The sequence below is a fragment of the Sulfitobacter sp. S223 genome, from assembly GCF_025143825.1.
GTDB lineage: Bacteria > Pseudomonadota > Alphaproteobacteria > Rhodobacterales > Rhodobacteraceae > Sulfitobacter.
In genome coordinates this window covers 1,584,310-1,608,885 of record NZ_CP083560.1, presented here as the reverse complement: position 1 = coordinate 1,608,885, position 24,576 = coordinate 1,584,310, and the positions used below count along the sequence as shown (strand labels likewise).

General features: G+C 57.8%; 27 protein-coding genes and 1 tRNA gene. 13 read left to right on the top strand and 15 right to left on the bottom strand.

The window, feature by feature from the left end:
- Positions 1-182: 182 nt before the first annotated feature.
- The 3 genes from K3757_RS07765 to K3757_RS07755 are packed head-to-tail and all read right to left on the bottom strand — an operon-like array spanning position 183 to position 3,279.
- Positions 183-1,991: an ABC-F family ATP-binding cassette domain-containing protein gene (locus tag K3757_RS07765; protein WP_260000794.1), complete on the bottom strand. Its 1,809-nt coding sequence runs from the start codon at positions 1,989-1,991 to the stop codon at positions 183-185.
- Between the two features lie 45 nt (positions 1,992-2,036).
- Positions 2,037-2,783, bottom strand: coding sequence for a GNAT family N-acetyltransferase (locus K3757_RS07760; RefSeq protein WP_260000792.1), 747 nt, complete (start codon positions 2,781-2,783; stop codon positions 2,037-2,039).
- Between the two features lie 31 nt (positions 2,784-2,814).
- Positions 2,815-3,279, bottom strand: a complete 465-nt coding sequence (locus K3757_RS07755; protein ID WP_260000790.1) for an outer membrane protein assembly factor BamE — start codon at positions 3,277-3,279, stop codon at positions 2,815-2,817.
- 88 nt (positions 3,280-3,367) lie between these two features.
- Between K3757_RS07755 and K3757_RS07750 the strand changes: the two genes are divergently transcribed.
- From K3757_RS07750 to K3757_RS07715, 8 genes are all read left to right on the top strand, one after another.
- Positions 3,368-3,922, top strand: a complete 555-nt coding sequence (locus tag K3757_RS07750; protein WP_260000788.1) for a DUF177 domain-containing protein — start codon at positions 3,368-3,370, stop codon at positions 3,920-3,922.
- 204 nt (positions 3,923-4,126) lie between these two features.
- Positions 4,127-4,333: a 50S ribosomal protein L32 gene (gene rpmF, locus K3757_RS07745; protein ID WP_260000786.1), complete on the top strand. Its 207-nt coding sequence runs from the start codon at positions 4,127-4,129 to the stop codon at positions 4,331-4,333.
- Between the two features lie 44 nt (positions 4,334-4,377).
- The gene (gene plsX / locus K3757_RS07740) at positions 4,378-5,454 is read left to right on the top strand and encodes a phosphate acyltransferase PlsX (protein ID WP_260000784.1); all 1,077 of its coding nucleotides are present in this window, start codon (positions 4,378-4,380) and stop codon (positions 5,452-5,454) included.
- Positions 5,451-6,422 carry a beta-ketoacyl-ACP synthase III gene (locus K3757_RS07735; RefSeq protein WP_260000782.1) on the top strand — a complete coding sequence of 324 codons (972 nt, stop codon included), beginning with the start codon at positions 5,451-5,453 and terminating at the stop codon, positions 6,420-6,422. Before plsX ends, K3757_RS07735 begins: the two co-directional genes overlap by 4 nt.
- A 92-nt stretch (positions 6,423-6,514) precedes the next feature.
- The gene (ihfA, locus tag K3757_RS07730) at positions 6,515-6,817 is read left to right on the top strand and encodes an integration host factor subunit alpha (protein WP_260000780.1); all 303 of its coding nucleotides are present in this window, start codon (positions 6,515-6,517) and stop codon (positions 6,815-6,817) included.
- Between the two features lie 4 nt (positions 6,818-6,821).
- Positions 6,822-8,069 (top strand): MerR family transcriptional regulator, encoded by a 1,248-nt coding sequence (locus tag K3757_RS07725; RefSeq protein WP_260000778.1) that lies wholly within the window; start codon positions 6,822-6,824, stop codon positions 8,067-8,069.
- A gap of 68 nt (positions 8,070-8,137) precedes the next feature.
- Positions 8,138-8,214, top strand: a tRNA-Pro gene (locus K3757_RS07720).
- A gap of 79 nt (positions 8,215-8,293) precedes the next feature.
- Positions 8,294-9,370 carry a 2'-deoxycytidine 5'-triphosphate deaminase gene (locus tag K3757_RS07715; RefSeq protein WP_260000775.1) on the top strand — a complete coding sequence of 359 codons (1,077 nt, stop codon included), beginning with the start codon at positions 8,294-8,296 and terminating at the stop codon, positions 9,368-9,370.
- 90 nt (positions 9,371-9,460) lie between these two features.
- Here the strand turns inward: K3757_RS07715 and K3757_RS07710 are convergent, their stop codons facing one another.
- The 8 genes from K3757_RS07710 to K3757_RS07675 all read right to left on the bottom strand — a co-directional run bounded on the left by K3757_RS07710 (position 9,461) and on the right by K3757_RS07675 (position 16,868).
- Entirely contained in the window at positions 9,461-9,736 is a 276-nt protein-coding gene (locus K3757_RS07710; RefSeq protein ID WP_260000773.1) for a hypothetical protein, read from the bottom strand.
- Between the two features lie 61 nt (positions 9,737-9,797).
- The gene (scpB, locus tag K3757_RS07705) at positions 9,798-10,454 is read right to left on the bottom strand and encodes an SMC-Scp complex subunit ScpB (RefSeq protein ID WP_260000771.1); all 657 of its coding nucleotides are present in this window, start codon (positions 10,452-10,454) and stop codon (positions 9,798-9,800) included.
- 4 nt (positions 10,455-10,458) lie between these two features.
- Positions 10,459-11,241 carry a ScpA family protein gene (locus tag K3757_RS07700; RefSeq protein ID WP_260000769.1) on the bottom strand — a complete coding sequence of 261 codons (783 nt, stop codon included), beginning with the start codon at positions 11,239-11,241 and terminating at the stop codon, positions 10,459-10,461.
- The gene (gene nagZ / locus K3757_RS07695; RefSeq protein WP_260000767.1) at positions 11,234-12,253 is read right to left on the bottom strand and encodes a beta-N-acetylhexosaminidase; all 1,020 of its coding nucleotides are present in this window, start codon (positions 12,251-12,253) and stop codon (positions 11,234-11,236) included. Before nagZ ends, K3757_RS07700 begins: the two co-directional genes overlap by 8 nt.
- Positions 12,250-13,203, bottom strand: coding sequence for an SPOR domain-containing protein (locus K3757_RS07690; RefSeq protein ID WP_260000765.1), 954 nt, complete (start codon positions 13,201-13,203; stop codon positions 12,250-12,252). Before K3757_RS07690 ends, nagZ begins: the two co-directional genes overlap by 4 nt.
- 73 nt (positions 13,204-13,276) lie before the next feature.
- Positions 13,277-15,022: an arginine--tRNA ligase gene (gene argS, locus K3757_RS07685; protein WP_260000763.1), complete on the bottom strand. Its 1,746-nt coding sequence runs from the start codon at positions 15,020-15,022 to the stop codon at positions 13,277-13,279.
- A gap of 58 nt (positions 15,023-15,080) precedes the next feature.
- Positions 15,081-15,686, bottom strand: coding sequence for an SDR family NAD(P)-dependent oxidoreductase (locus K3757_RS07680; protein ID WP_260000761.1), 606 nt, complete (start codon positions 15,684-15,686; stop codon positions 15,081-15,083).
- Between the two features lie 3 nt (positions 15,687-15,689).
- Positions 15,690-16,868: a deoxyguanosinetriphosphate triphosphohydrolase gene (locus K3757_RS07675; protein WP_260000759.1), complete on the bottom strand. Its 1,179-nt coding sequence runs from the start codon at positions 16,866-16,868 to the stop codon at positions 15,690-15,692.
- 95 nt (positions 16,869-16,963) lie between these two features.
- Here K3757_RS07675 and K3757_RS07670 point away from each other — a divergent pair, with 95 nt between their 5' ends.
- The 4 genes from K3757_RS07670 to K3757_RS07655 all read left to right on the top strand — a co-directional run bounded on the left by K3757_RS07670 (position 16,964) and on the right by K3757_RS07655 (position 20,387).
- The gene (locus K3757_RS07670; RefSeq protein WP_260000757.1) at positions 16,964-17,287 is read left to right on the top strand and encodes an iron-sulfur cluster assembly accessory protein; all 324 of its coding nucleotides are present in this window, start codon (positions 16,964-16,966) and stop codon (positions 17,285-17,287) included.
- A gap of 86 nt (positions 17,288-17,373) precedes the next feature.
- Positions 17,374-18,183 (top strand): exodeoxyribonuclease III, encoded by an 810-nt coding sequence (gene xth / locus K3757_RS07665; protein ID WP_260000755.1) that lies wholly within the window; start codon positions 17,374-17,376, stop codon positions 18,181-18,183.
- 295 nt (positions 18,184-18,478) lie between these two features.
- Positions 18,479-19,597, top strand: coding sequence for an OmpP1/FadL family transporter (locus K3757_RS07660; RefSeq protein ID WP_260000753.1), 1,119 nt, complete (start codon positions 18,479-18,481; stop codon positions 19,595-19,597).
- Positions 19,598-19,880: 283 nt separating this feature from the next.
- On the top strand, positions 19,881-20,387 hold the full coding sequence (locus K3757_RS07655) for a hypothetical protein (protein WP_260000751.1): 507 nt from the start codon (positions 19,881-19,883) through the stop codon (positions 20,385-20,387).
- Positions 20,388-20,451: 64 nt separating this feature from the next.
- Here K3757_RS07655 and K3757_RS07650 read toward each other — a convergent pair whose 3' ends face one another.
- From K3757_RS07650 to K3757_RS07635, 4 genes are all read right to left on the bottom strand, one after another.
- On the bottom strand, positions 20,452-21,036 hold the full coding sequence (locus K3757_RS07650) for an HNH endonuclease (protein WP_260000748.1): 585 nt from the start codon (positions 21,034-21,036) through the stop codon (positions 20,452-20,454).
- A 131-nt stretch (positions 21,037-21,167) separates the two neighbouring features.
- A complete protein-coding gene (locus K3757_RS07645; RefSeq protein WP_260000746.1) occupies positions 21,168-21,833 on the bottom strand; it encodes an alpha/beta hydrolase in 666 nt (221 codons plus the stop codon).
- Positions 21,830-22,447: a DNA-3-methyladenine glycosylase gene (locus K3757_RS07640; RefSeq protein WP_260001213.1), complete on the bottom strand. Its 618-nt coding sequence runs from the start codon at positions 22,445-22,447 to the stop codon at positions 21,830-21,832. The genes K3757_RS07645 and K3757_RS07640 overlap by 4 nt, the downstream gene beginning before the upstream one ends.
- Positions 22,448-22,452: 5 nt before the next feature.
- Complete coding sequence (locus tag K3757_RS07635) at positions 22,453-23,187, bottom strand: precorrin-6A/cobalt-precorrin-6A reductase (protein WP_260000744.1); 735 nt, start codon at positions 23,185-23,187, stop codon at positions 22,453-22,455.
- Positions 23,188-23,306: 119 nt separating this feature from the next.
- On the opposite strand from K3757_RS07635, the gene K3757_RS07630 reads away from it, so the two are divergent.
- Positions 23,307-24,575, top strand: coding sequence for an MFS transporter (locus tag K3757_RS07630; protein WP_260000743.1), 1,269 nt, complete (start codon positions 23,307-23,309; stop codon positions 24,573-24,575).
- Position 24,576 lies beyond the last annotated feature (1 nt).

Below are 24,576 nucleotides of genomic sequence, written 5' to 3'. Positions count from 1 at the left end.
TGCTCCCTGCCAGAAGCGGCAGCTCAATACTCAGCAAAGCTGAAGTAGGTGCAGCTTGCAGCACCGGTTGATTTGGGCTCAAAGCAGATTGTCGCTGCTGGGTGATAGACTTCTTCGCTCCGACCTCACATTTGGATCACAGCCATGACTAAAAACCAGAGTTTCTTAGGCTGGGACGTGCCTCAGCTGCCTGCTTTTTCTTCGAGCAACAGCCATTCTTCCTCGGCATCGGCCAGTTTTTCGTGACGCTGCACCAGCGCATCGCTGGCTTTCTGGAACTTGGCTGGCTGTTCGGTGAAAAGCGCAGGATCGCCCAACAATTCCTCAAGCTTGGCAATTTCTGCCGTTATCCGCTCTATCTCGGCGGGCAAGGCTTCCAAACGGTGCTTTTCGGTAAAGCTGAGACCTGTTTGCGTCTTGGTCTTTTGCTGGGCCTTTGGCGCTGAGCCCTTGGACTTCACAACACTTTCAGAGAAGTCTTCCATTCCGCGCTGCGCGATATAATCGCTCCAGCCGCCCGCATAAACGGTCGCTTTTCCGTCACCTTCCATGGCGATGGTGGTCGCCGCCACACGGTCAAGGAAGTCACGGTCGTGGCTCACCAGTATGACCGTGCCGTCATAGCTGCCCAACAGCTCTTGCATCAGGTCCAGCGTTTCCACATCCAGATCATTTGTCGGTTCATCGAGCACCAGCAGATTGCTTTCGCGCGCCATTAGCTTGGCCAGCAACAGCCGCGCCTTTTCCCCGCCAGACAGGGAGCGGACAGGTGCGCGCGCTTGCGCTTCGTCGAACAGGAATTCTTTAAGGTAGCCAACAACGTGTTTGGGGTTGCCGCGGACCAAGATTTGGTCAGCCTTGCCGCTCACCCGCATCTCGGGGTCGCCCGTCAGGCTGTCCCACAGGGTCATGTCGCCGTCCAGTTGCGCGCGCGCCTGATCAAATAGAGCCAGCGCCAGATTGGTCCCGATTTTGACCTCGCCGCTGTCGGGCTGTTCTTTGCCGATCAGCATATTCAGCAGGGTCGTTTTACCGACGCCGTTCGGGCCAACCAGCGCGATGCGATCCCCACGGTTCACTGTCAGTGAGAAATCATGCAAAATGACTTTATTGCCGAAAACCTTTGTAATGCCGACCGCTTCCATGACCTTACGGCCGGATTTGGGGCCCGCTTCCAGCGCCATAGCCGCTGTCCCTTGGCGTTTGATCTGACCTGCCCGTTCGGCACGCAGCTCTTGCAGCGCGCGTACGCGGCCCTGGTTGCGCTTACGCCGCGCAGAAATGCCTTCGACCGCCCAACGCGCCTCGGATTTGATCTTCCGGTTCAGCTTGTGGCGCTGCATGTCCTCTTCTTCCCAGATCTGGTCACGCCATGCTTCAAATCCCTGAAAGCCGATCTCTTGCCGACGCACGGCACCGCGATCAATCCAAAGGGTTGCACGTGTGAGCGCATTCAAAAACGCACGGTCGTGGGAAATAATGACATAGGCCGCGCGGGTGGACTTCAGCTCGTCCTCCAGCCATGCGATAGCCTCGATGTCCAAATGGTTCGTCGGTTCATCCAGCAGCATCAATTCAGGCTCAAGCGCCATCAAACGCGCAAGGGCTGCGCGCCGCCGCTCGCCTCCGGATGCTGTGGCCACAGGGCGCTCCGGATCAAACTTGAGCCCCTCGCCCGCACGCTCGACCTTGTAAAGTTCACCGGGTTCAAGCCCGTGTGAGGCAAAATCACCCAATGTCTCAAAACCCGTCAGATCAGGGTCCTGCTCCATGTAGCCAACGCTGACGCCGGGTCCTGCGGTCACTTCGCCGCTATCCGCCTCGACCAGCCCCGCCATGACTTTCATCAAGGTGGACTTGCCCGAACCGTTGCGCCCGACCAGCGCCAGACGGTCGCCGGATTGAACCACCAGCGACAGGTCATCAAATACAGGATCGCCGCCAAATGTGAGGGCGATATCGGAGAGTTGGAGAAGGGGTGCACGTGCCATGCACGCCGCCTACTGTGTGGCCGCGAAAACGTCAATCAGACAATATCAGATCAACGCCCTAAGCAGCGTTTTCCGCGCGGGTGGAATGGCCTCGATCTCAAGGCCCGTGAACACATGCAGCGTGCCCATCGTGTGATCTACAACCGCGTGGTCGCTGACCCACCCGCCCATCATAAGGTAGGTCCGCAACAACGGGGGCATCGCCGCATTGGCACGTTTGATATCTGGGGCGTGATCCAGTCGGGCGGCATAGCGGAACACGTCCGGCGCTTTCACGGCGGGTGCCCAACGCTTTGGCGCAAGATAACGTGCCTTTAGCAGGGCAAAAGCATCCAGATAGTCGGCCGGATCCGTGCCCGCAAATGAAGAACAGCCAAAAAGCAGGCGCACCCCAGTGGCGTCCACATAAGACGTCAACGCCGCCCACGCGATGCGCAGAATGTCAGGATCATGGAAAGCGGGGTCGATGCAGAACCTGCCCAATTCAAGCATCGGACCGTCAAACGCTGTCAGCTTGGCTAAATCGTAATACTGCGCGGCATAACTCTCATCGATCTGCGCACCGGTCAGAAGGGACATGCGAAACGTGGCCACCGCCTTGCCGCTGTCTTGGGCCAGCACCAGCACATGTTGCGCGCTGTCGTCAAAACGGTCTGAAGCCCCGCCTACCGCACCGAAAGCGCGCGCGCGCAACGCCAGTGAGGCGGTCAGATCCGCAGCACTCTGCGCAGGGCGCACAGTGTAGCGCCCTTTTTGCAAAGGCATCATTATCGCTGTTGAACCTACCGGCATTCAGTCCACCAAACGGGACAAGAGGCTGGGATCAGCCGCTCAGACCTGCGGGATTGAACCGTCCGATGTTACCCAAAAGCTGTCGCAGGAAGCCGCTGTCACGCACACCCGGTGTGGTCACGCGCCGCGCCAAAGGCACAACTTGCCCGCGCTCAAGCCCGAAGCGTTCGATGTTGGTAACCACACCTGCTTCGTTGAAGCTGATGGCAAGCACCTGCCGGTCTATTTCTTTGGGGGCCAACGCGCCGATTGTGCGGCGCTGGCTGCGAACGTAATAAAATCCGCTTTCATTCACCACACCGGCAGTCGAAGGGGTGCCAATGCTTTCCTCGACTGATGCGCGCGTATCGACACCGACCACAATCTGGTCAAGGTCTTCTGCAGGCGGCATATATCCGTGGTTCTGGTATTGAGGCGTACAGGCTGCAAGCCCGCCAGCCAGAGCGACACCGAGCAGCAAGCGCCGCACAATCACCGTGTTGTCGAAGATACCCATGGTACTGCCCCTTGCCCTTAACCTGTCCGGCTTTTATCTCGCATATACCAAATGCGCCCCATGGTTCAAGAAACGAAAGCACAAGCTCATGTCTCCCACATCCCCAAGTGCAACCAGTTTGCGCGTTGCCAACCTGTCACAAACCACGCCAACCCCCTTCTCCTTACGTCCAGATGCGGCCTCTCTGGCAGCTTTGGCACAAATGATGGAACTGAGCGGATTGCGCAAATTGTCCTTTGAGGGTGCCCTACACCCGTTGGGTGATCGTGACTGGCAATTGCGCGGACGTCTGGGCGCCACTGTAACGCAGCCTTGCGTGGTCACGCTTGAGCCGGTCACGACCCGGATTGATACGGATGTTCTGCGCACCTTCGTACGCGATTACGTCGATATCGATGCACCAGAAGTCGAGATGCCCGAAGATGACAGCGTAGAGCCGTTGGGCGCGTGGATAGACCCCGCAATCGTCATGCAAGAAGAGCTGGCCCTAGCCCTGCCCCAGTATCCGCGCAAAGTCGAAACAGAATCCGCACCTATCCGGGTCACGGAACCCGGCAAAAAACCAATGACCGATGAAGAAGCGCGCCCCTTTGCCGGATTGGCCGCCCTCAAGCAGCAGCTGGAGGACGACAAAGACAGCTGATCCAGCGCGCGCGCCTTGCAAGTGGCAAAAACCGGCTTGCAAAGGACCCTTTTCACAGTATTTTGCGCCGCTCGAATGAAATAGCGTTGGACAAGCGACCGCCACTTGCCTAAACGCACCACACGCCCGTATGGGAGTTGATCCGAAACACGGCCCGCCGCAGCCGATCTGCGCATTATGGCCCCGAATACAAAGGCACCAGACATGGCTGTCCAGCAGAATAAAGTATCCAAATCGCGCCGCAACAACCGCCGCTCCCACGATTCGTTGACAGCAGCGAATCCTAACGAGTGCACCAACTGCGGTGAGCTGAAGCGCCCACACCATGTTTGCGCCTCCTGCGGCCACTATGCCGACAAAGAAGTTGTGGCTCAGTTCGACGAGATTGATCTCGAAGACGACGCGGCGTAAGCTGCACGCCTGAACAATTGGCAATTCAAAGGCATTCGCAGCAAATGACGGCCCCGACCGATCAGACAACCGCGAACGCCCGCACCCTCATCTCGGTCGATGCGATGGGGGGTGATCAGGGGCCGGCAGCTGTGGTTGCCGGTTGCCTTAAGTCGGCCACCGAAAATCCTGACATTTCCTTTGTTTTACACGGCCCCGAAGCGGAATTGCGTGCCTTGGTTGCAAAGCATCCCGCCCTTGAGGGCCGGACAGTGATCCGCGATGCCGTTGGCGTTGTTACAATGGAAGACAAGCCAAGCCATGTTGTGCGCTCTGGCAAGGATACGTCGATGTGGTCAGCCATCGAATCCGTGCGCACCGGCGAAGCCAGCGTGGCCGTCTCTTGTGGGAACACAGGCGCGCTGATGGCGCTGTCGATGATCCGCTTGCGCAAGCTACCCGGTGTGAACCGGCCTGCTATCGCCGTGCTATATCCCTCGTCCAACGCGCAAGGGTTCAATGTGATGCTGGATGTCGGGGCAGATATTCGTGCGGATGCGGATGACTTGCTGCGCTTTGCGCTTATGGGAATGTCCTATGCGCGCAACGGCCTCAACCTGCCAACCCCCCGTATCGGGCTGCTGAACGTCGGCACCGAAGAACATAAAGGTCGGACAGAGCTGAAAGAAGCGCATGATCTGATTCGTGACCATCAGTCCGAAGCAGGGTACGAATTTGTCGGTTTTGTCGAAGGCGGCGATATTTCAGGTGATCGGGCTGATGTTGTTGTCACCGATGGATTTACCGGCAACATCGCCATCAAGACAGGTGAAGGTACCGCCAGCCTGATCGGTGTCCGTCTGCGCGAAGCTTTCAAATATTCAATCCTGTCTCGGCTTGCCTCGCTTTTGGCCTATACCTCTTTGATGCGTCTGCGCGAAAAGATTGATCCGCGCCGCGTGAACGGCGGAGTGTTTCTGGGCCTGAACGGTACTGTGGTGAAGTCTCATGGTTCTGCTGACGCGACAGGCATAGCAGCAGCTATCAGATTGGCCGCGCAACTGGTCGAGAACGGCTTTAACGACAAGTTGGCGGCACGGGTTGCTGCCGCACTGCCAACAGAGGAGCCCTCCCCCGAATGATGATGCGCGCTGTTGTAAAAGGTATCGGGCATTATCTGCCTGAACGGATTGTCGAGAACGCCGAGTTCGAGGCCACGCTGGACACAAATGATGAATGGATTCGCTCCCGCTCAGGTATCGAGCGGCGCCATTTCGCAGGCGAAGGCGAGACAACATCGACCATGGCCACCGCAGCCGCGAAGAAAGCTCTTGCGATGGCAGGCCTTGAGGCTGACGATATCGACGCGGTCATTGTCGCAACCTCTACTGCCGACCTGACCTTCCCCTCTGCCGCGACAATGGTTCAGGCGCAGCTGGGTATGAAATCCGGATTTGCCTTTGATATCCAAGCAGTATGCGCCGGATTTATCTTTGCGTTGAGCAATGCAAACGCCCTGATACTGTCAGGTCAAGCGCGCCGTGTATTGGTGATCGGCGCAGAAACATTCAGCCGCATCATGGATTGGACAGACCGCAGCACATGCGTCCTGTTCGGCGATGGCGCGGGTGCATTGGTACTGGAAGCCGATGAAGGCAACGGCACGTCCGACGACCGTGGCATTCTTTCTACCGACCTGAACTCGGACGGCACCCACCGCGATCTTCTTTATGTAGACGGGGGCAGTTCTACTGGCACCACAGGCTATCTGCGGATGCAGGGCAATCAGGTGTTCCGTCACGCCGTCGAGAAGCTGAGCAAGACCGCAACCACTGCCATGGAAACCGCAGGTATCAGCAGCGAGGATGTCGATTGGATCGTGCCCCATCAGGCCAATATCCGCATCATTCAGGGGACCGCCAAGAAACTGGGCCTGAGCATGGACAAAGTCGTGGTCACGGTTCAGGACCACGGCAATACGTCAGCGGCCTCCATTCCACTGGCGCTTTCTGTCGGCGTCGAGCGCGGCCAGATCAAACCCGGCGATTTGGTGGTAACAGAAGCCATCGGTGGTGGCCTTGCATGGGGCGCAGTTGTTCTGCGCTGGTAAGGACGCGCGCGGCGGGTGATCGCGCAATTAAGCCTAAGATATTGACTTGAGAGCGTAAGCTGGCCAAAGTCTTAGGAAAACTGGGGAACAACATGACAAGCAATACATTGACGCGGATGGATCTTAGCGAAGCTGTTTTTCGTGAGGTGGGCCTGTCGCGCAACGAAAGTGCGCAATTGGTCGAAACAGTTCTGGAAGAAATGTCCGACGCGCTGGTGCGCGGCGAACAGGTCAAAATCTCTTCCTTCGGCACATTCTCTGTACGCGATAAATCAGCACGTATCGGTCGCAACCCAAAAACCGGCGAAGAGGTCCCGATCAACCCACGCCGCGTTCTGACGTTCCGCCCATCACATCTGATGAAAGATCGTGTCGCTGACGGGAACAAGTCCTGAACTGATGCCCAAATCGCCTGACGCTTTCCGTACAATCTCTGAGGTTGCAGAGTGGCTTGGGATTCAAGCCCACGTGCTGCGCTTTTGGGAGAGCAAATTCACCCAAGTAAAGCCGATCAAACGTGCGGGTGGCAGACGCTACTATCGGCCCGCAGATATGCTGTTGCTGGGTGGTATCAAGCGTCTGTTGCACGATGACGGATTGACGATCAAAGGTGTGCAGAAAATCCTGCGGGAAGAAGGGATGAGCCACGTTGCCGCCCTGTCGGTTCCGCTGGATGATGCCGACGTCGAGGTTCAGAGCGCTGCCAAGCCGGAACCAAAGCAGACGCCAGAGCAAGAGCCCGAGGCCGTGGTACTGCCTTTTGAAGCCCCGAAAGAAGTAGAACCAGAGACTTTGCAGGAAACCGCAGAAGAAGACACCGCTCAAGCACAGGTGGAAACAGCTGAACAGGCCAGCTCCGAGCCTGAAGAAACAGGCGACGAACCGGACGCACCTAAAGTCGAAGACCAGCCGGAGCTGTTTGCGACAGATGAAGCAGCGGACGAAGAAGCCTCATCACAGCTTTCAGTTGAAGAGCCGACAGAAGCCCCGGCAGAGATAGAAGTGCGCACTGAAGAGACGCCTGCTCAGCCGGAAGATGCGTCTGCGCCGATAGAAGAGATTGCAGCAGCCGACAAAGACGAAGCAGATGATGCGACGCCAGAGGTTGGCGAAGTTGATGACATGAAACCAGTCGTAGCCGAAGATTCTGCACCAGATGAAGATACGCTGGCGGCAGGCGACGCTGAAATGGCTGAAACGATTTCTGATGATACTTCCGATCGCCAAGAGACAGCAGAAAATACCCCCGAAGCGGAGGCTAAAGAACAGACTTTGACCGCCGCATCCGAGGAAGCAGAAGCTGACGAAACCGTAGAGACGCTATCGTCGTCTCAAGACACATCAGAAGCGGCTGACCCTTCGACACCCGCAGAAGAGACAGCAGAAAACGACGAAACAGATCCTGCCACGTCGAAGGCTGACGAAGCCACGCAAACGCCCGCGCGCCCCAAGCCACGCGATATTGGCATGCCCGAAATAACGGCGGAGCAGGACATTTACGCTGATGTCTCAACCCTCACCCGTGTCGGTCGCATCCCGTCTTTGGACAAGGCAACAGCGCAAAAGATGATACCACTGCTGGCGGAGCTTTCTTCCCTGCGCGACCGCATGGCTGCGCGTCGGGGCAGCGCGCCGTCAAAATCCTGACGGTGACGCCGAATGGGTGCGATTGCCTCTTGCACCGCCCTGTTTATGCGGTATGAACACCTCCATGTCGGGCTATGGCGCAGCCTGGTAGCGCGTCCGTCTGGGGGACGGAAGGTCGCAGGTTCGAGTCCTGCTAGCCCGACCACGACATACGCAAAACGCTCGCATCCCATCGGTTGCGGGCGTTTTGTGCATCTAGAGACTGCTGACCAAAAGGACGCTTCATGCCCGGCGTAATCCCAAACCAACAGCTTGAAACGATGATTGCGCAAGGCGTGATCGCTGCCGAACCGTCCGTGGATTCTGCACAAATACAACCTGCCAGCCTTGATCTGCGCCTTGGCACCGTGGCCTACCGCGTGCGCGCCTCGTTTTTGGCCGGGCACGGCGCAAAGGTCGCGGACCGCTTGCAAGAGTTCGAGATGCACCGCGTGGATCTCACTCAAGGCGCTGTGTTGGAAAAAGGTGCGGTCTATGTCGTGCCGCTGATGGAGCATCTGGCCCTGCCCGACAATGTCAGCGCTGTGGCAAACGCCAAAAGCTCAACTGGCAGGCTTGATCTGCTGACCCGTACGATCACCGATGGCGGAACTGAATTCGACCGGATTGCGGCCGGCTATCATGGCCCGCTTTACGCTGAAATATGTCCGCGGTCCTTTTCCGTGCTGGTGCGTCCGGGTATGCGCCTAAATCAAATCCGCTTTGGTACAGGTGATGCCGTACTCAGCGATGATGATTTGCGGACACTGCACGCGCAAACCCCGCTTGTGGATGGCGATGCTGTCATTGATGATGGGTTAGGCTTTTCCGTCGATCTGCGGCTCAAGGATACCACCCTGGTAGGCTACCGCGCCAAACCACACACGGGCGTCATTGATCTGGATAAAATCGGACATTACGCGCCTGCCGATTATTGGGAAGAGGTCCACAGCTCAAATGGTCAGATTATTCTGGATCCGGGGGCATTCTATATCCTCGTTAGCCGCGAGGCGGTAACCATCCCCCCTGATTATGCCGCCGAAATGGCCCCATACCTTGCGATGGTGGGCGAATTCCGTGTGCATTACGCGGGTTTCTTCGACCCCGGATTTGGTCACGATGCTGCTGGCGGTGCGGGGTCGCGCGGCGTGCTGGAAGTGCGCTGTCACGAAGCGCCCTTTGTGCTGGAGCACGGTCAGGTCGTCGGGCGGCTGGTTTACGAACGGATGAGCGAAGCACCAACGCAACTGTATGGCGCGGGTATCGCCTCCAACTATCAAGGTCAGGGCCTGAAGCTGTCAAAGCACTTCAAACTGCCCTGAATACCTTGGCCAGAGGGGGCCAGCCCCCATCGGTGCAAGCACCGATTCCCCCGGGATACTTGCGGCCAAAAGAAATGGTGGGTTGGCTGATTACAGTTTACCTGCGCGGCGGATCATTTTCATGGCTTGTTTAGCCTGACGTGGACCCTGCCCGCCGCCCTGACGTTTTGCGCGGCGTGCCGCGCGCACCTCTTCTTGGGTTGGGTTACCCTTCACAGGATTGCCATAGTCATCGATTGCGCCTTGCTGCTGCGCCTCTGCGCGGCCGTTGCGAAGTGACGCTGCTTTGTTAAAGCTGGCATCAATACCCTTGTTGAGCAATTTACGCGTCAACTGACGGATGACCATGTTGATGATCTGATTCATTCTGCTCTCCTTTGCAGGTCGTTTGTTGCCATTATAGCGACAATTGCGGCAATTTTGCGTATCAATCTTCGAATAGTTCGCTCTGGCCTTCGGTGCTTTCGGGCTCGTCATCTTCTTCGCCAACCTTTGGCATCAGGCTCACGCCCGGACGGCTTTCTAGCAAACCGGCAGAGCGCAGTTCTTTGAGGCCCGGGAGGTCGCGGGCGTTCTCCAGTCCGAAGTGATCGAGGAAGCCTTCCGTCACAACGAACGTAACTGGGCGGCCAGGTGTCATCTTGCGTCTACCAAAGCGGATCCATTCGAGCTCCAGCAGTTGGTCCACCGTCCCACGAGAAACTGACACGCCACGAATTTCTTCGATCTCGGCACGGGTGACCGGCTGATGGTATGCGATGATGGCCAAAGTTTCGATCGCGGCGCGACTAAGCTTGCGCACCTCGACAGTTTCTTTTTGCATCAGGTAGCCAAGATCGGCAGCCGTGCGAAGCGCATATGAATCACCGATTTTCATCACATGCACGCCGCGTCCTTCATAGCGACGGCGCACATAAACCATCGCTTCGGCGGCATCACAACCATGTGGCATCCGCGCCTCTAGTTCGCGCAAGGTCACCGGCTCTGCACTCGCGAAAAGGATCGCCTCTATCATGCGTTCCTGTTCTGCCATAGGCGGGGCGTCAAAAAGGCTTTCTTCTTCGATTTCAGGCTCTTGTGACATATATCTAATCTTTCTTGCGAAGCTGGATTGGTGCGAAGCTTTCGCTTTGGCGGATTTCCAGATGCCCTTCTTTTACCAACTCAAGCGAGGCGGCAAAAGTGGCCGCCGTGGCTGAGCGGCGCTTGACCGGATCGCTTTCCCAGCCTTCGGGCAGATAGCTCATGAGATCGCCCCAATCGCCTGCATAGCCGATGAGGCCCCTCATCCGCTCCAACGCTTGCTCCATCGTGAAGACACTGTCGCGGTCCATGACAAACGGGCGGAAATCATCGCGGGTTCGGATGCGCGCATAGCCCTGCATCAAATCCAGCAGCGTCGCGGTATAGGTCACGCGGCGCACACGTTCGACCATCTGCGTCTGGCCGCGCGCGAAAAAGTCACGGCCAAGCTGGTCACGTGCCATAAGCCGCGCAGCCACATCGCGCATTGCAGCCAGTCGTTCCAGCTGAAACGCCAGATGTGCCGCCAGTTCCTCTCCCGAAGGGCCTTCTTCGCTAGGATCCGGGGGCAGTAGCAAACGGGATTTAAGAAAAGCCAGCCATGCTGCCATCACAAGATAGTCAGCGGCCAGTTCAAGCCGCAACGCCTTGGCCTTTTCAACAAACGCAAGGTACTGGCGCGCCAACTGCAACACAGAGACTTTGCGCAGGTCCACCTTCTGGGTCCGGCTGAGGGTCAACAATAGATCAAGCGGGCCTTCAAACCCGTCCACATCCACAATCAACGCCTCGGCCGCCAGCCGTTCCGCTACGGTTGTGCTGTCTTCCTCGAAAAGGTTTTCAGCCATGCAATTCCTCGCCCACAAGCGCCTTAAGCTGCGCATCGAGAGCGGGAATGTCAATATCGTCGGGGGTCTGGCGATAGCTAAGGGCGCGCAGGGCACGGCGCTGTGCAGCATCCGTCATCTCACCTGCTGCTTGGGCCACCTCGGATCGCTCTGCCAGCGTACCGTTGCAGTGCAGAATTATATCACAGCCCGCAGCCAGCGCATCGCGGCTGAGATCCCCCAGCGAGCCGCTGAGCGCCTTCATCGAGATGTCATCTGTCATGATCAGGTTGTCAAAACCGATGTCTTCGCGGATCACTTGCATCATCCGCGCACTCAGCGTCGCGGGCGCAGGATCAACCGCCTCATAAACCACATGGGCAGTCATACCCATCGGCGTGTCACGCAGCGCCTTGAAGGGGGCGAAATCAACGCGGTCAAGCTCTTCCAGGCTGGCAGCAACGCGGGGCAATTCGAAATGGCTGTCAGCCGTGGCAAGCCCGTGTCCGGGGATGTGTTTGATCACGGGCAACACGCCGCCCGCCAGCATCCCGTCATTGGCCGCCTGTCCCATCAATGCGATATTGCGCGCATCAAGGCCATAGCAGCGGTTGTACAGGAATTCATGAGTATTGAACCGGGGCACATCCACCATGGGCGCGCAGTTACTGTCGATGCCCAGCTCAAAAAGCTCATGCGCGATCAAGCGGAACCTGATGTACATCGCCTCGGCGGCGTTTTGACCAGCGGCCTGAACGAAATTCATCGGCGGCAGCCATTCGCGCCAACGCGGCGCCCGCAGGCGCTGTACGCGGCCGCCCTCTTGGTCGATGGTGATTGGCGCGTTATGGCAGACGGCCTCACGGAAATCATCACACAGGGCGCGGATTTGATCAGGCGTGTCGATGTTGCGGGCAAAAAGAATGAACCCGAAAGGGTTCACATCGCGAAACAACGCCTTTTCCTCGGCAGTCAGCCGCAGGCCTTCTGCATCAAGGATCGTTGCCCCAAAGCGGGCGGTTGCTCCGCTCACCGTGTCACCACAGGGATGCAATCCACGCTTTCCGCAACAAGAGCCGAACAGAAGCGGCGGGCATCGCCGATATCTTCAAAGCCGTGTGCCCGCAAACGGTAGAACGTGCGGCCGCCGGATTTGGCCTCCATCACGATCCGCTGTTTCCCTTCCATGAAGGGTGCAAACCTTGCGTTGAGCTTGCCCCACTGGGCGCGCGCGATTTCAGGGGAATCGAATGCACCCAGCTGGACCAGCCGTGTGCCGGCAGACAGGCTGCCCGCTTCCAGCTCGACGGCTGAGCTGGAGATCGCTGTCGCTGCGACTGGCGTGGCGGCGACGGTGCGGCTGGCACGCTTGGGCCGCAAGGATGGACGCAAAGAAACCCGCATTCCGCGTACAGAATCAGGCACAGCCTGCACATCAGCCGAAGCCAGAACCGGAACGTTTTCCGCTTCTAGCGCATCCATGGGCGTAACCCCTTGGGTCAATTGCGCGACAAGGTCCTCGACCGAACCGCTTTCAAGTGCGGCGATGATATTCCCATCTACAGGCGCGTCGGCCCCGGGCGTTTCTACCATGGCGGCATCTTCAATCTCGGGCATTGGCTGGTCTTCCTCTGCCAGCACGGTCGGCTCTGGCGCAAGGCGCAGCTGTTCGGCGCGTTCCTCGGTGGAACCGATCGCCGCAATCGTATTTACAGACAGCCCCTGATGTTGCGCAAAATCACCGCCCGGCTCTTCGGGGCGCACGCGCATCTCACCCGCGGCGGCGCGAACCACAGGGATGCCGCTTACGTCACGCACCAAAAGCTTGTAGCCCCAAACACCAACACCAACGACCAGCGCCAGCGATACAGCCGCACCAGTCAGATTTGTCAGTTTGCCTATCGAAGACGTCTGAGCCACTGCATACTCGGGATGCACATGTGGCGCATAGCCCCCCTGAGGGGTCTGTGTGTAATCTGCCATCTTTGCCTCTCTGCCCGCGCAGTACATTGCCGCACGGATCTGATGTTCGTTGCCTGTAGCCTGAGGTGAACGCTTAGCGCATTTCTTCCGCAGGAGTTACGCCGAGGATACCCAAGCCGGCTGCAATTACAATCGCTACTGCCCGCGCAAGGGCAATTTTCGCTTGTGATGTTGCAGGATCGTCCTCCTGAATAAAGCGCAAGCCTGTCTCGGCGTTACCCAAATTCCAGAACCCGTGCAAATCCCCTGCAAGTTCATAGAGATAGAAGGCAACGCGGTGTGGCTCGTTGCTGCGCGCGGCAGTTTCGATCAGGCGCGGCCATTCTGCAACTTTGCGCAGCAGCGCCAGCTCGGCCGGATGGTCAAGCTTGCTAAGGTCGGCGGCCTTCAGGGCTGTATCGCTGACGTCGATGCCTGCCTCCGTGGCTTTGCGCATAACGCTGGCCACCCGCGCGTGGGCGTATTGCACATAGAACACAGGGTTCTCGCGCGATTGCTCCATCACTTTGGAGAAATCGAAATCAAGCGGCGCGTCGTTCTTGCGGGTCAGCATCACAAAGCGCGTCACGTCGCTGCCGACTTCGTCAATCAGGTCGCGCAAGGTGACAAAGTTCCCTGCCCGCTTGGACATCTTGAACTCTTCGCCATTCTTGAACAACTTCACCAACTGCGTCAGCTTGATATCCAACGGCACCTTGCCGCCCGACAGTGCATGCACAGCTGCCTTCATCCGTTTGACATAGCCACCATGATCCGCGCCAAAGACGTTGATCAGCGCGTCGTAGCCACGTTCGACCTTGTCGTTATGATACGCAATGTCAGGCGCGAAATAGGTCCATGCGCCATCGTTCTTTTTGATGGGGCGATCCTGATCGTCACCGAACTCGGTGGATTTGAAAAGTGTCTGCTCACGCGCTTCCCAGTCATCAGGCAGTTTGCCCTTTGGCGGCTCAAGCGTTCCGGTATAGATCAGCCCCATATCATCCAGCTTTTGCAGGCAGGCTTCGATCTTGCCGGTGTTGTACAAGGATTTCTCCGAGAAGAACCTGTCCATCTTCACGCCAAGCAGGGCCAGATCCTCGCGGATCAGTTCCATCATCTCGTCCGTGGCAAAGTTGCGGATCGGGTCAAGCCAGAGTTCCTCAGGCTGGTCGATATATTTGTCGCCAACTTCCGCTTTCAGCTTTTCACCGACGGGGATCAGATAGTCACCGGGGTAAGTGCCATCGGGAAATGCAACCTCTTGGCCGTGTGCCTCAAGATAGCGCAGATAAACCGACCGCGCGAGCGCGTCGATCTGGTTGCCGCCGTCGTTGATGACATATTCGCGCGTGACATCCCAACCGGCATAGGCCAGCAAGCTGGCAAGCGCGTCGCCAAAGACCGCACCGCGCGTGTGGCCCACGTGCAGCGGTCCCGTAGGGTTCGCAGAGACGTATTCGACATTCACGCTTTTGCCGGCACCCAGCGTGCCACGGCCATAATCTGTGCCGTTCTCAAGCACGTCCTTTGCAACGCCTTGCCAGACAGAGGGCGCAAGCCGCAGGTTCAGAAATCCGGGTCCAGCCACGTCGGCACTTGTGATGCGCGGATCAGCTGCCAGCAAGGCCGCCAGCTTTTCGGCAATGTCACGTGGCTTCATGCCCGCAGGCTTGGCCAGCACCATCGCCGCGTTGGTCGCCATATCGCCGTGCGCTGCGTCTCGCGGTGGCTCTGCCGTGACATTATCGGTGGACAGACCAGCGGGCAAATCGCCCGCGGTAACCATCGCGTCAAGCGCGCTCACTACAAGGGTACGGATATCGGCAAAAAGGTTCATTTCAGTGCTCTCAGGGTAATCGTCGGGTTCCATGTACCACTTGAGCGCCCCGCGTCAATCAAAGCCGCAGTTCTGATCCACTCACAGGGCCCAGCGATCCGGACAAAAGGCCCACCACAGCCGTGCGGGCGGGCCGCACGGCGTTCTCTCCGACGTTGATCATATTCAAACGGATGCCATCACGGCGCAGCGCATGGGCAAATGCCGCCTGAGCGCTCAGCAGCGCTGGCGCCATCGCACCTGTGGCGACATCCAGTGATTGCTCGGGCCGGGCGACAACGCTGACGATCTGGCCATCCCGTGCGCCCAGCGCAGGCATAAATCCTTGTACAAGGCCCTGCAGCACCGAGATGTTGAGATCGATCTTATCGGAGTGGCGCAGCGGCATCAGGTTCAGCACTGCATCCAGACGCGCCTCTGCCCATGTGCGGCCAATGCGGCGCAGCGCCTCGTCGGGGGCGCCTTTCAACGTGATCGGCACAATGCCTTTAATCTGTTTGAGGCCGTCGGTATCGCTGTCAGCAGCCACCACCTGAGCACCTGAGGCCGCAAGCGCACGCGCCATGCTGCGACCAAACCCACAGCACGCCCCCAAGACAAGTATCCGCTTGCCCTGCAAAATCTTCGCAGGCTTTTTCACAATCTGTGTTTCAGTATCCAGCATTCTCTATCCCCTCATCGTCGGGTGGCCACCCGCACGCGGCGTATCACCAATCAGTCGTTCATGTTCCTGCAGCGCAAAGCGGTCTGTCATACCGGCAATGTAATCAGCCACGATCCGTGCCAGCATTGTACGGTCTGTACCGGCAGCGGCAATAGAATTTGCCCAATCGGCGGGCATCAGCGCAGGCTGATCCAGAAACAGCCGGAACAGGCCTTCGACCACGCCTGTCACCTCGGCGCGTATCTTCATGACTGCGGGTGCACGGTACATGCGCGTGAATAGAAACTGGCGGATTTCGCCCAGTTGTAGCCACATAGTGTCCGAAAAACGGATCACGGGTCGGCCCAACATCCGAATTTCCTGAGCGTCTTTGGCGTCAGCAAGGACAAGCGCATGGCGGGACGTATCAATCACATCCGCGACCATAACTCCAAAAACACGGCGCAGCGCCTCATGGCGGCGGCGATAAGGGTCCAAACCGGGATAAAGCCCGTCAACCTCTGTGAACGCAGGCCCCACCAGTGGAAGGTCGGCAATGTCCTCATCAGTAAACAGGCCCGCCCGCAAGCCATCATGCAAATCATGGTTGTTATAGGCAATATCATCCGCAAGCGCCGCCACCTGCGCCTCTGCGCTGGCATGGGTTTCCAGTTCCAGATCATGCAGCGCGTCATAATCAGCCAAAGCATGCGGCAATGCGCCAACCACGGGGCCGTTGTGTTTGGCAATACCTTCCAGCGTCTCCCACGTCAGGTTCAGGCCGTCGAACTCGGCATAGTGCCTCTCCAGCGACGTCACGATCTTGATGGCCTGTGCGTTGTGGTCAAAACCGCCATAAGGCTCCATCAACGCATGTAGCGCGTCCTCTCCGGTGTGGCCAAACGGCGGGTGACCCAGATCATGGGCAAGCGCCACCGCCTCGGTTAGTTCGACATTGAGGTACAGCGCGCCTGCAATGGTACGCGCCACTTGCGCAACCTCGATCGAATGGGTCAACCGGGTGCGATAGTAATCCCCTTCATGCTCCACGAAAACTTGCGTCTTGTGTTTAAGCCGCCGGAAAGCGCTGGCATGGATGATCCGGTCACGGTCACGCTGAAAACAAGAGCGGAAGCTGCTTTCATCTTCATGGACACGCCGACCGCGGGCGCGGTCAGGATCGGAGGCAAAGGATGCACGCATCTGGCAGGTCTCCTACAACGCAGCGCTTGTACCGCGCTTTGTCCGTTTCTATATTATGCATACGGCCCAATGGAAACACACTGCGGAGACCCAAGATGAACCTGCCCCCAAAAGTGACCGAGCGTGCATTTGCCCGCCTGTCCGAGATCGGCGCCGCAACAGACGGTAAAGCGCTGCGCGTGGCCGTAGAGGGTGGCGGCTGCTCCGGTTTTCAGTACGAAATTGCGCTGGATGAGGCCAAGGATGACGATCTGGTGCTTGAAGGCGCTGGAGAATCTGTTGTGGTCGATAGTGTCTCTTTGCCGTTCCTGTCCAACGCGGTGATTGATTTCACCGAAGAACTGATTGGTGCGCGCTTTGTCATAGACAATCCGAACGCATCGTCGTCCTGCGGTTGTGGCACGTCATTTTCGATGTAGCGGGCGGACGGGGCGGCATAGGCTGCTTGCCCTGCTGCACCAATTGGGCGATAGCATGAGGGTCCCCGCCAAAGGAGCCCTGCCCCATGAAGATCGCAACATTCAACATCAACGGTATCAAGGCCCGCATCAACGCGTTGCCTGACTGGCTGGATGCAGCCCAACCCGACGTGGTGCTGATGCAAGAGATCAAATCCGTGGACGAGGCCTTTCCGCGCGAAGTTTTCGAAGAACGCGGCTATAACGTGGAAGTGCACGGGCAAAAGTCCTTTAACGGGGTTGGCATCCTGTCAAAGCTGCCGCTCGAAGATGTGACACGTGGCCTGCCCGGCGACGATACAGATGAACAGGCGCGCTATATCGAGGCGACGGTCGTTGGCGACACCCATTCCGTCCGGCTGTGTGGTCTTTATCTGCCAAACGGCAATCCCGTCGAGCTTGAGGAAGACGGCACGCCGGTGGCAGGCGGCAAATTCGCATACAAACTGGCGTGGATGGACCGCCTGCGCGCCCGCGCACAAGAACTGCTGAAGGAAGAGACCCCCTTTCTGATGGCAGGCGACTATAACATCATTCCACAGGCCGAAGATGCCGCCAAACCAGACAGCTGGCGGGATGATGCACTGTTCCGCCCTGAATCACGCGCCAAATGGCGGCAGTTGCAGAACCTTGGCCTGACCGAAGCGTTCCGGGCGCGCACCCAAGGGCCCGGCCACTACAGCTTTTGGGATTATCAGGCTGGTGCATGGAATCGCAACAACGGCATCCGCATCGATCACTTCCTGCTCTGCCCCTACACGGCAGACCGCCTGCGTGACTGCCAGATCGACAAGGATATCCGCGGCTATGACAAGCCGTCGGACCACGTGCCTGTCTGGGTGGATCTGGAACTGTAACCACAGGTAGATCAGATCCCCTACCGCTTGCACCAAAGCACGCGCAAGACCAAGCAAAGCTTCCGCAAGGTCAACGCTTCGATCCCGAAAAATCACCTTTCATGAGTGACTTAGGGTAAATTGATTATTGGTCACACTTTCTCACTTTGCGGTGAAACCCGGCACGGATTGCTTGAGAAGAGACCGTCAAATCCTCACAGATATTCGCCATGCAGTTCTTCATGATGAAGCTGCTTGGCAGCCCTGACCACAGCGTGTCGCTGCTCGGGGCCAGTCTTCTGGGGAGGAGATAACTATGAGACGAAATCTAATTGCAATTGCGGGCCTGTTGGCATCAACAACGTCCGCCTACGCCGTCGGTCTGGACCGGTCCGGTCAAGACATCAACGTATTGTTCGAGACCGGCAACCACATCCAATTCCGCTTTGGCAGCATCAATCCCGACATTGACGGTGCGGATCAGCAAGTGTTTGGTGGCGCCAGCATTGGCAACGTCGCGGACGACTTCAGAGTCCTCGGGCTGGGCTTCAAATACGAGCTGACCGACAAGCTGTCCTTTGCCGTGATCGCGGATGAGCCTTTCGGCTCGGATGTGGTTTATCCCGGTGATCCAGCAAGCACATTCCTTGGCGGCACCAGCGCAATAGTGGAAAGCTATGCGGTCACAGCTTTGGCGCGGTATAAATTTACCGATAAATGGTCAGTACATGGCGGCCTGAAATATCAGGAAGTATCCGCCGACGTGACACTCGGCGGTCTGGCGTACCGGTCGGCCAACGGATACCAGGGGTCGTTTGAGGCTGATGGTGCGGTCGGGTTTGTGCTTGGGACAGCCTATGAAAGACCTGATATCGCCCTGCGCGTTGCCCTGACATATCACTCGAAAGTCTCTCATGATCTGCGCACCACCGAGACCATCAATGGTGTACCAATTGCGCCAATCAGCACCACCGAAGTGCACACCCCCGAAAGCCTCAACCTGAGCTTTCAATCCGGTGTCGCGAAAGACACCCTTGTCTTCGGCAGTCTGCGCTATGCGCGCTACGGCGACACCGAAGTAAGCCCTATCGGTTTCACCACCAATACCGGTAATTCGCTCACCGATCTTGAAGACGGTTTCGACTTTGAGCTGGGCGTTGGCCGCCGCTTTAACGAAAAGTGGTCGGGCAGTGTCGCCGCAGGATTTTCGACGAAGGGCAATGACGACCTCGTGTCGCCGCTGGCGCCGACAAACGGGTCCAAGCACATCTCGCTTGGCGTCAAATATGATGTAAGCGACCGGATGGCTGTGTCGGGAGGTGTTCGCTACACCTTCTTGGGCGATGCGATCGCGGCCCCTGCCGGGAATGCCGTCGCAGACTTTGATGACAACACGGCTGTTTCCATCGGCCTGAACATCGGCATCAAGCTGTAAATCAGCCCCTTTGACTGACAGTACCCCGCCGTGCGTACACGGCGGGGTTTTCCCCTTCCGTCCCGCACGACGACCGCAAGGCGGATGCTTTCAGCGCGGCATCCGATATTGGGCATCCATTCCAGCTGCCATGCAAATTCCCCTTACACATAGTTGATCTGAAAGAATTTTTTCGATGAACAATAATCCGCTCATGGCGCATGGAGGGCGGAACGTTATTCAAAATCGAACGTTGTCTATCCAGCACCCCGATACCGGGGGATCATAACACTGGAGTACCAAGATGAAAAATTTTGTTCTGAGCTCGACCGTCGCTGTCGTTGCCCTCATGGGGTCCACGGCTATCGCCGCTACCGCAACTGCAACAGGCCCTGTAACTGTCAAGATGATCGAAGTCACGACCGATCTTGACGCGATCCAGAATGCCGAAGCTGCCGCAGTCTGGGCAAATATCGATGCGGACCTTACCGCTGCGATTATCTCGCAGTTGGGTGTGCTTCTCGATCCTGAAGGCGCCGAAATTGTCATCGACATTGATGAAGTGTCCTTGGCGACCAGCTTTGAGCAGGCCATCGGCACCGAAGAAGCCTACCTGCAAGGCGATGTCCTTTTGCGCGTACCCGGCCCTGACAACAACGAAAACTACACGTTGACCGTCAGCTCGCTGCAAGCGGAATCGTTCTACCCTGACGGGACCGTCATTGGCGATCTAACCCAGGGCAGCGATGTTTATTATCGTGCGATGCTGGACGCGTTCGCCGCAAACGTAGTGCGCAATCTCGAAGACTGATCAGCTCGCAAAGCAATTTGGGAAATAGCGCCGCTTGTCGGCGCTATTTTTTTGGCTGCACCTGTTAGGCTTCCAGTTCTGCATCCCAATAGAGGAAATCCATCCAGCTATCATGCAGATGGCCTGGCGGGAATTTCCGGCCCGTGTTGCGCAGTTCTTCCGCGGCGGGCTGGCGGGGCGGTTTGCGCAGAGAAAATCCGGTTTGGTGCAGCGCCTTGGAGCCTTTGCGCAGATTACACGGGCTACAGGCCGCAACCACGTTCTGCCAGCTTGTCACGCCACCACTGGCACGTGGCACAACATGGTCAAAGGTCAGATCCCCACGCGCGCCACAGTATTGGCACCGGAATTCGTCCCTTAGAAATAAATTAAAGCGCGTGAAGGCCACGCGCTTTTGAGGTTTTACATAGTCTTTCAGCACAACGACGGAAGGGATGCGCAATGTGGTGGTGGGTGAATGGACGCAATCGTCATACTCAGCCACGATATCCACCCTATCGAGGTATTTGGCTTTCACCGCTTCCTGCCAGGACCACAAAGACAGTGGATAATAGCTTAGCGGGCGATAATCCGCGTTAAGCACCAAGGCAGGCCTGTTTTTCAACCCCGCCGGACTTCGCGTAAATTCGGTTCTGAAATCGCCGTCCATCTGCACGCCACCCTCTTGCCGTTTGATATGACTATATCTCGTGCATTGAAGCTGGCAAGCCTTCCTGTGACCACAAGATGTCGCAGGAAGGCTAACGCGGGAATGTTACAGCTATTTGACGGATTTCATGCCTAAAGGTTCAGCTTGTCGCGCATAAACGCCAGCGCAACAGACAACCCGTCTGGCGCAATACCATGGGCGGTGCCTTTCATGATATGGGCATAGACATCAGTCCAACCGGCCTCTTGCAGCGCTTCTGCGGCCTGCGGCAGTGATTCCGGCGGCACCACATCGTCTTGATCTCCGTGGATCAACATGACCGGTGGCCGCGAAACAACTTCGTCCGCGAGGCTTTCGGGCGAAAGCAAGCGGCCGCTGAATGCTACCACACCGGCGATTTCGTCCTCGCGGCGGGCCGCCACATGCAGCGACATCATAGTGCCTTGGGAAAATCCGAAAAGGGCAACCTGTTCTGGCAAAACGTCTTCGTCTACCATCAAGGCGTCCAGATAGGAGTTCAGATCATCAACCGCCTGGGCCAAGCCACGCGCGCTTTCTTCCTCGGATGAACCGTCGATCCAAGGGATCGGGAACCACTGGTATCCGTTTGGCATACCGGCCACGCTTTCAGGTGCATCAGGCGCGACAAACAGCGTATCGGGCAGATGTTCACCCAAGGGATCGGCAAGACCCAAAAGGTCAGCGCCATTGGCGCCGTAACCATGCAGGAATACAACCACCGAGCGGGTCTCGCCCGAGACTGGTTCGCGGCGTTCCGAATTGAGGACTCGTGTCATGTTATTCCTTCCCGATCTTTTGCAATACGGTAGTAGGTGAACAAAAGACGGGCTGCAACTGCCCTCCAAGGGGACCACGCCAAAGACATGTGTTCCAGCGTGCTTGCCGATGGGCGATCAGGCAAGTCAAACAGGATGCGGGCTGCCTCTTGTAGGGCAAGATCACCGGGCGCGAAAACATCCGCGCGCCCCAGATTGAACATCGCATAAACTTGCGCCGTCCAGACCCCAATGCCCGACACCGCCGTGAGTGTTTCGATAACCTGCGCATCCGGCACATCACGCAACGCATCATAGTCGATGTTTGCGTCGGCCAAAGCGCGGGCATATTTTATCTTCGGTCGGCTAAGGCCCACTGATTTGAGGTCTTCCTCACTCGCGGCTGCGACAGCCTGCGGCGTGATCAACCCTGCCGCCTCTACCCTGCCCCAGATCGCGCGCGCCGAGGCAACCGAAACCTGCTGGCTGACGATCTTGTTAAACAGGGCTGCAAATCCGTCCGGGGCAAGGCGCAGTGGCAGCGGGCCTGTCGCATCTAAAGCGATGGCAAAGCGCGGTTCGATCCGGACAAGCCATTCTGCACCCTTTGCTACATCCGCATCAGTGGCAATCAACACCGTCACAACGCAGCGATCCAAGCAATGGCCGCGTCAATCTCTGTTACCTGTGCGGACCCCTCCGGTGCTGGCGGGCGATCAATCAGGATAACATCCAGATCCAGCGCGCGCGCGGCATCCAGTTTTGGTCGGCTCGCCGCCCCGCCCAGATTTCGACACATCAAAAGGTCGATTCCCAAACGGGTGAACAGCGCCTCTTCCTGCGCTACACTAAAGGGCGGATCGCCAAACACCAATTCTACATGCGGGTAAGGCGCGGGACGCGGGTGCCGACGCGTCTGACGCAGAAAAAGCCGCGCACCGGCAAAATCGGCAAAGGCAGGCAGGCTGTCCCACCCTGTCGCACAAAAAACCCGCGCACCTGCAGGTATCATGGCATTTGCTTCTGTAAGATTAGCAGCGCTCCGCCAACGGAGGTGCTCATCAGCGTCCCACGCAGGACGCTCAAGCCGCAGATAGGGAAGATTTAGCGCGCCTGCCGCAGCATAGGCCGCATGGGTCACAGTCCGGTCGAACACATGACCTGCATCCAGCACAGCGGTGTACCCCCCTTCAGCAATTGCATTGCGCATCTGGGTGCCTGTGTCAAAGCGCCGCAAAAGCGGTATCTGCGGCATCGGCGCCGCGCCACGGGGGGCTTCGCTGAGCCACGCATCATACACCACGCCCTGCGCTGTAAGGGCTTCTGCTACACGCCGCGCCTCGAAACTGCCCGCAAGCAGCAGAATTTTCTGCACTACTGTCATCCTGTCAGCATTAGCGTCATGGCCCGCAGGCGCAAGAGCGGCGTTACTCCAAGGGGTTGCCTCCCCCCCGTCTCGGGAGTAGCGATACCGAATGGCATGGGGACAATACGATGATTGACGACACGCGCGCACGGCGCAATGTAACGGTACTGATTTTGGCTCAGGCTATTCTGGGTGCCCAGATGCCAATGATTTTTCTGGTTGGCGGCCTTGCCGGACAATCACTTGCCAGCAACATCTGCTTTGCCACCTTGCCGATTTCGATGATTGTTCTGGGCTCTATGCTGTCGGCCACACCAGTATCAGCCGTTATGCAGCGCTTTGGCCGACGCGCAGGTTTCTTTCTGGGCGCTGCGGGCGGCGCATCCGGCGCGATAATTGCAGCTTACGGGCTTTTTGTCTCTTCATTCACTATCTTCCTTGCAGGCTCTTTCCTGACCGGCATCTATATGTCGGCGCAGGGGTTTTACCGTTTTGCTGCCGCCGATACCGCCTCTGACGAATACCGACCCAAAGCGATCTCCTACGTTATGGCAGGTGGTCTGGTTTCCGCCATCATAGGTCCGCAGCTGGCCTCGGCAACGTCGCTGAGCCTGTCGGCTATCCCCTTCGTGGGCACATATGTCGCTGTGGCGATACTGAACATATTCGGGTCCTTGCTGTTTTTGTTCATCGACATCCCGAAACCGCCGGTCCCGTCTGTGGACGCCCCGCGCGGGCGCAGCCGGATGGAGCTGCTGCGGACACCGCGCATCGCCGTCGCCGTGATCTGCGCCATGGTTTCCTATGCGTTGATGAACCTTGTCATGACTTCAACCCCTTTGGCGGTGGTCGGCTGTGGCATTGCAGGCGACACCACTGTGCCACCGTTCCTTGCAAACCTGTTTTCGGGCGAGGAAACATCAGCACTGTTCAAAATCATCGCAGGCTTTGTGGTGACCGGCCACGTATTGGCGATGTTCGCACCCTCGTTCTTTACCGGCCACCTGATCAACAAGTTTGGCGTCGAAAAAATTATCGGAGCAGGCCTGCTGATCCTTGCGGCCGCTGGTCTGGTCGCCCTGCAAGGTGTGCGGCTTGAGAACTTCTTTGTTGCGCTCATTCTGCTGGGCATCGGCTGGAACTTTGGCTTTATCGGCGCGACATCGATGCTGGCAGGCGCCCATGCGCCGCATGAACGCGGCCGCATGCAGGGTCTCAATGATTTGCTGGTTTTCGGCGGCGTGACCTTTGCTTCGCTGGCCTCTGGCGGGTTGATGAACTGCTCCGGCGGGACAGCGCAAGCTGGTTGGGCCGCCGTGAACTACGCGATGATTCCGTTCCTGATCCTTGCCGGTGGCGCGCTTCTGTGGCTGATGCGGCACGATCGCCGCGCCTGAA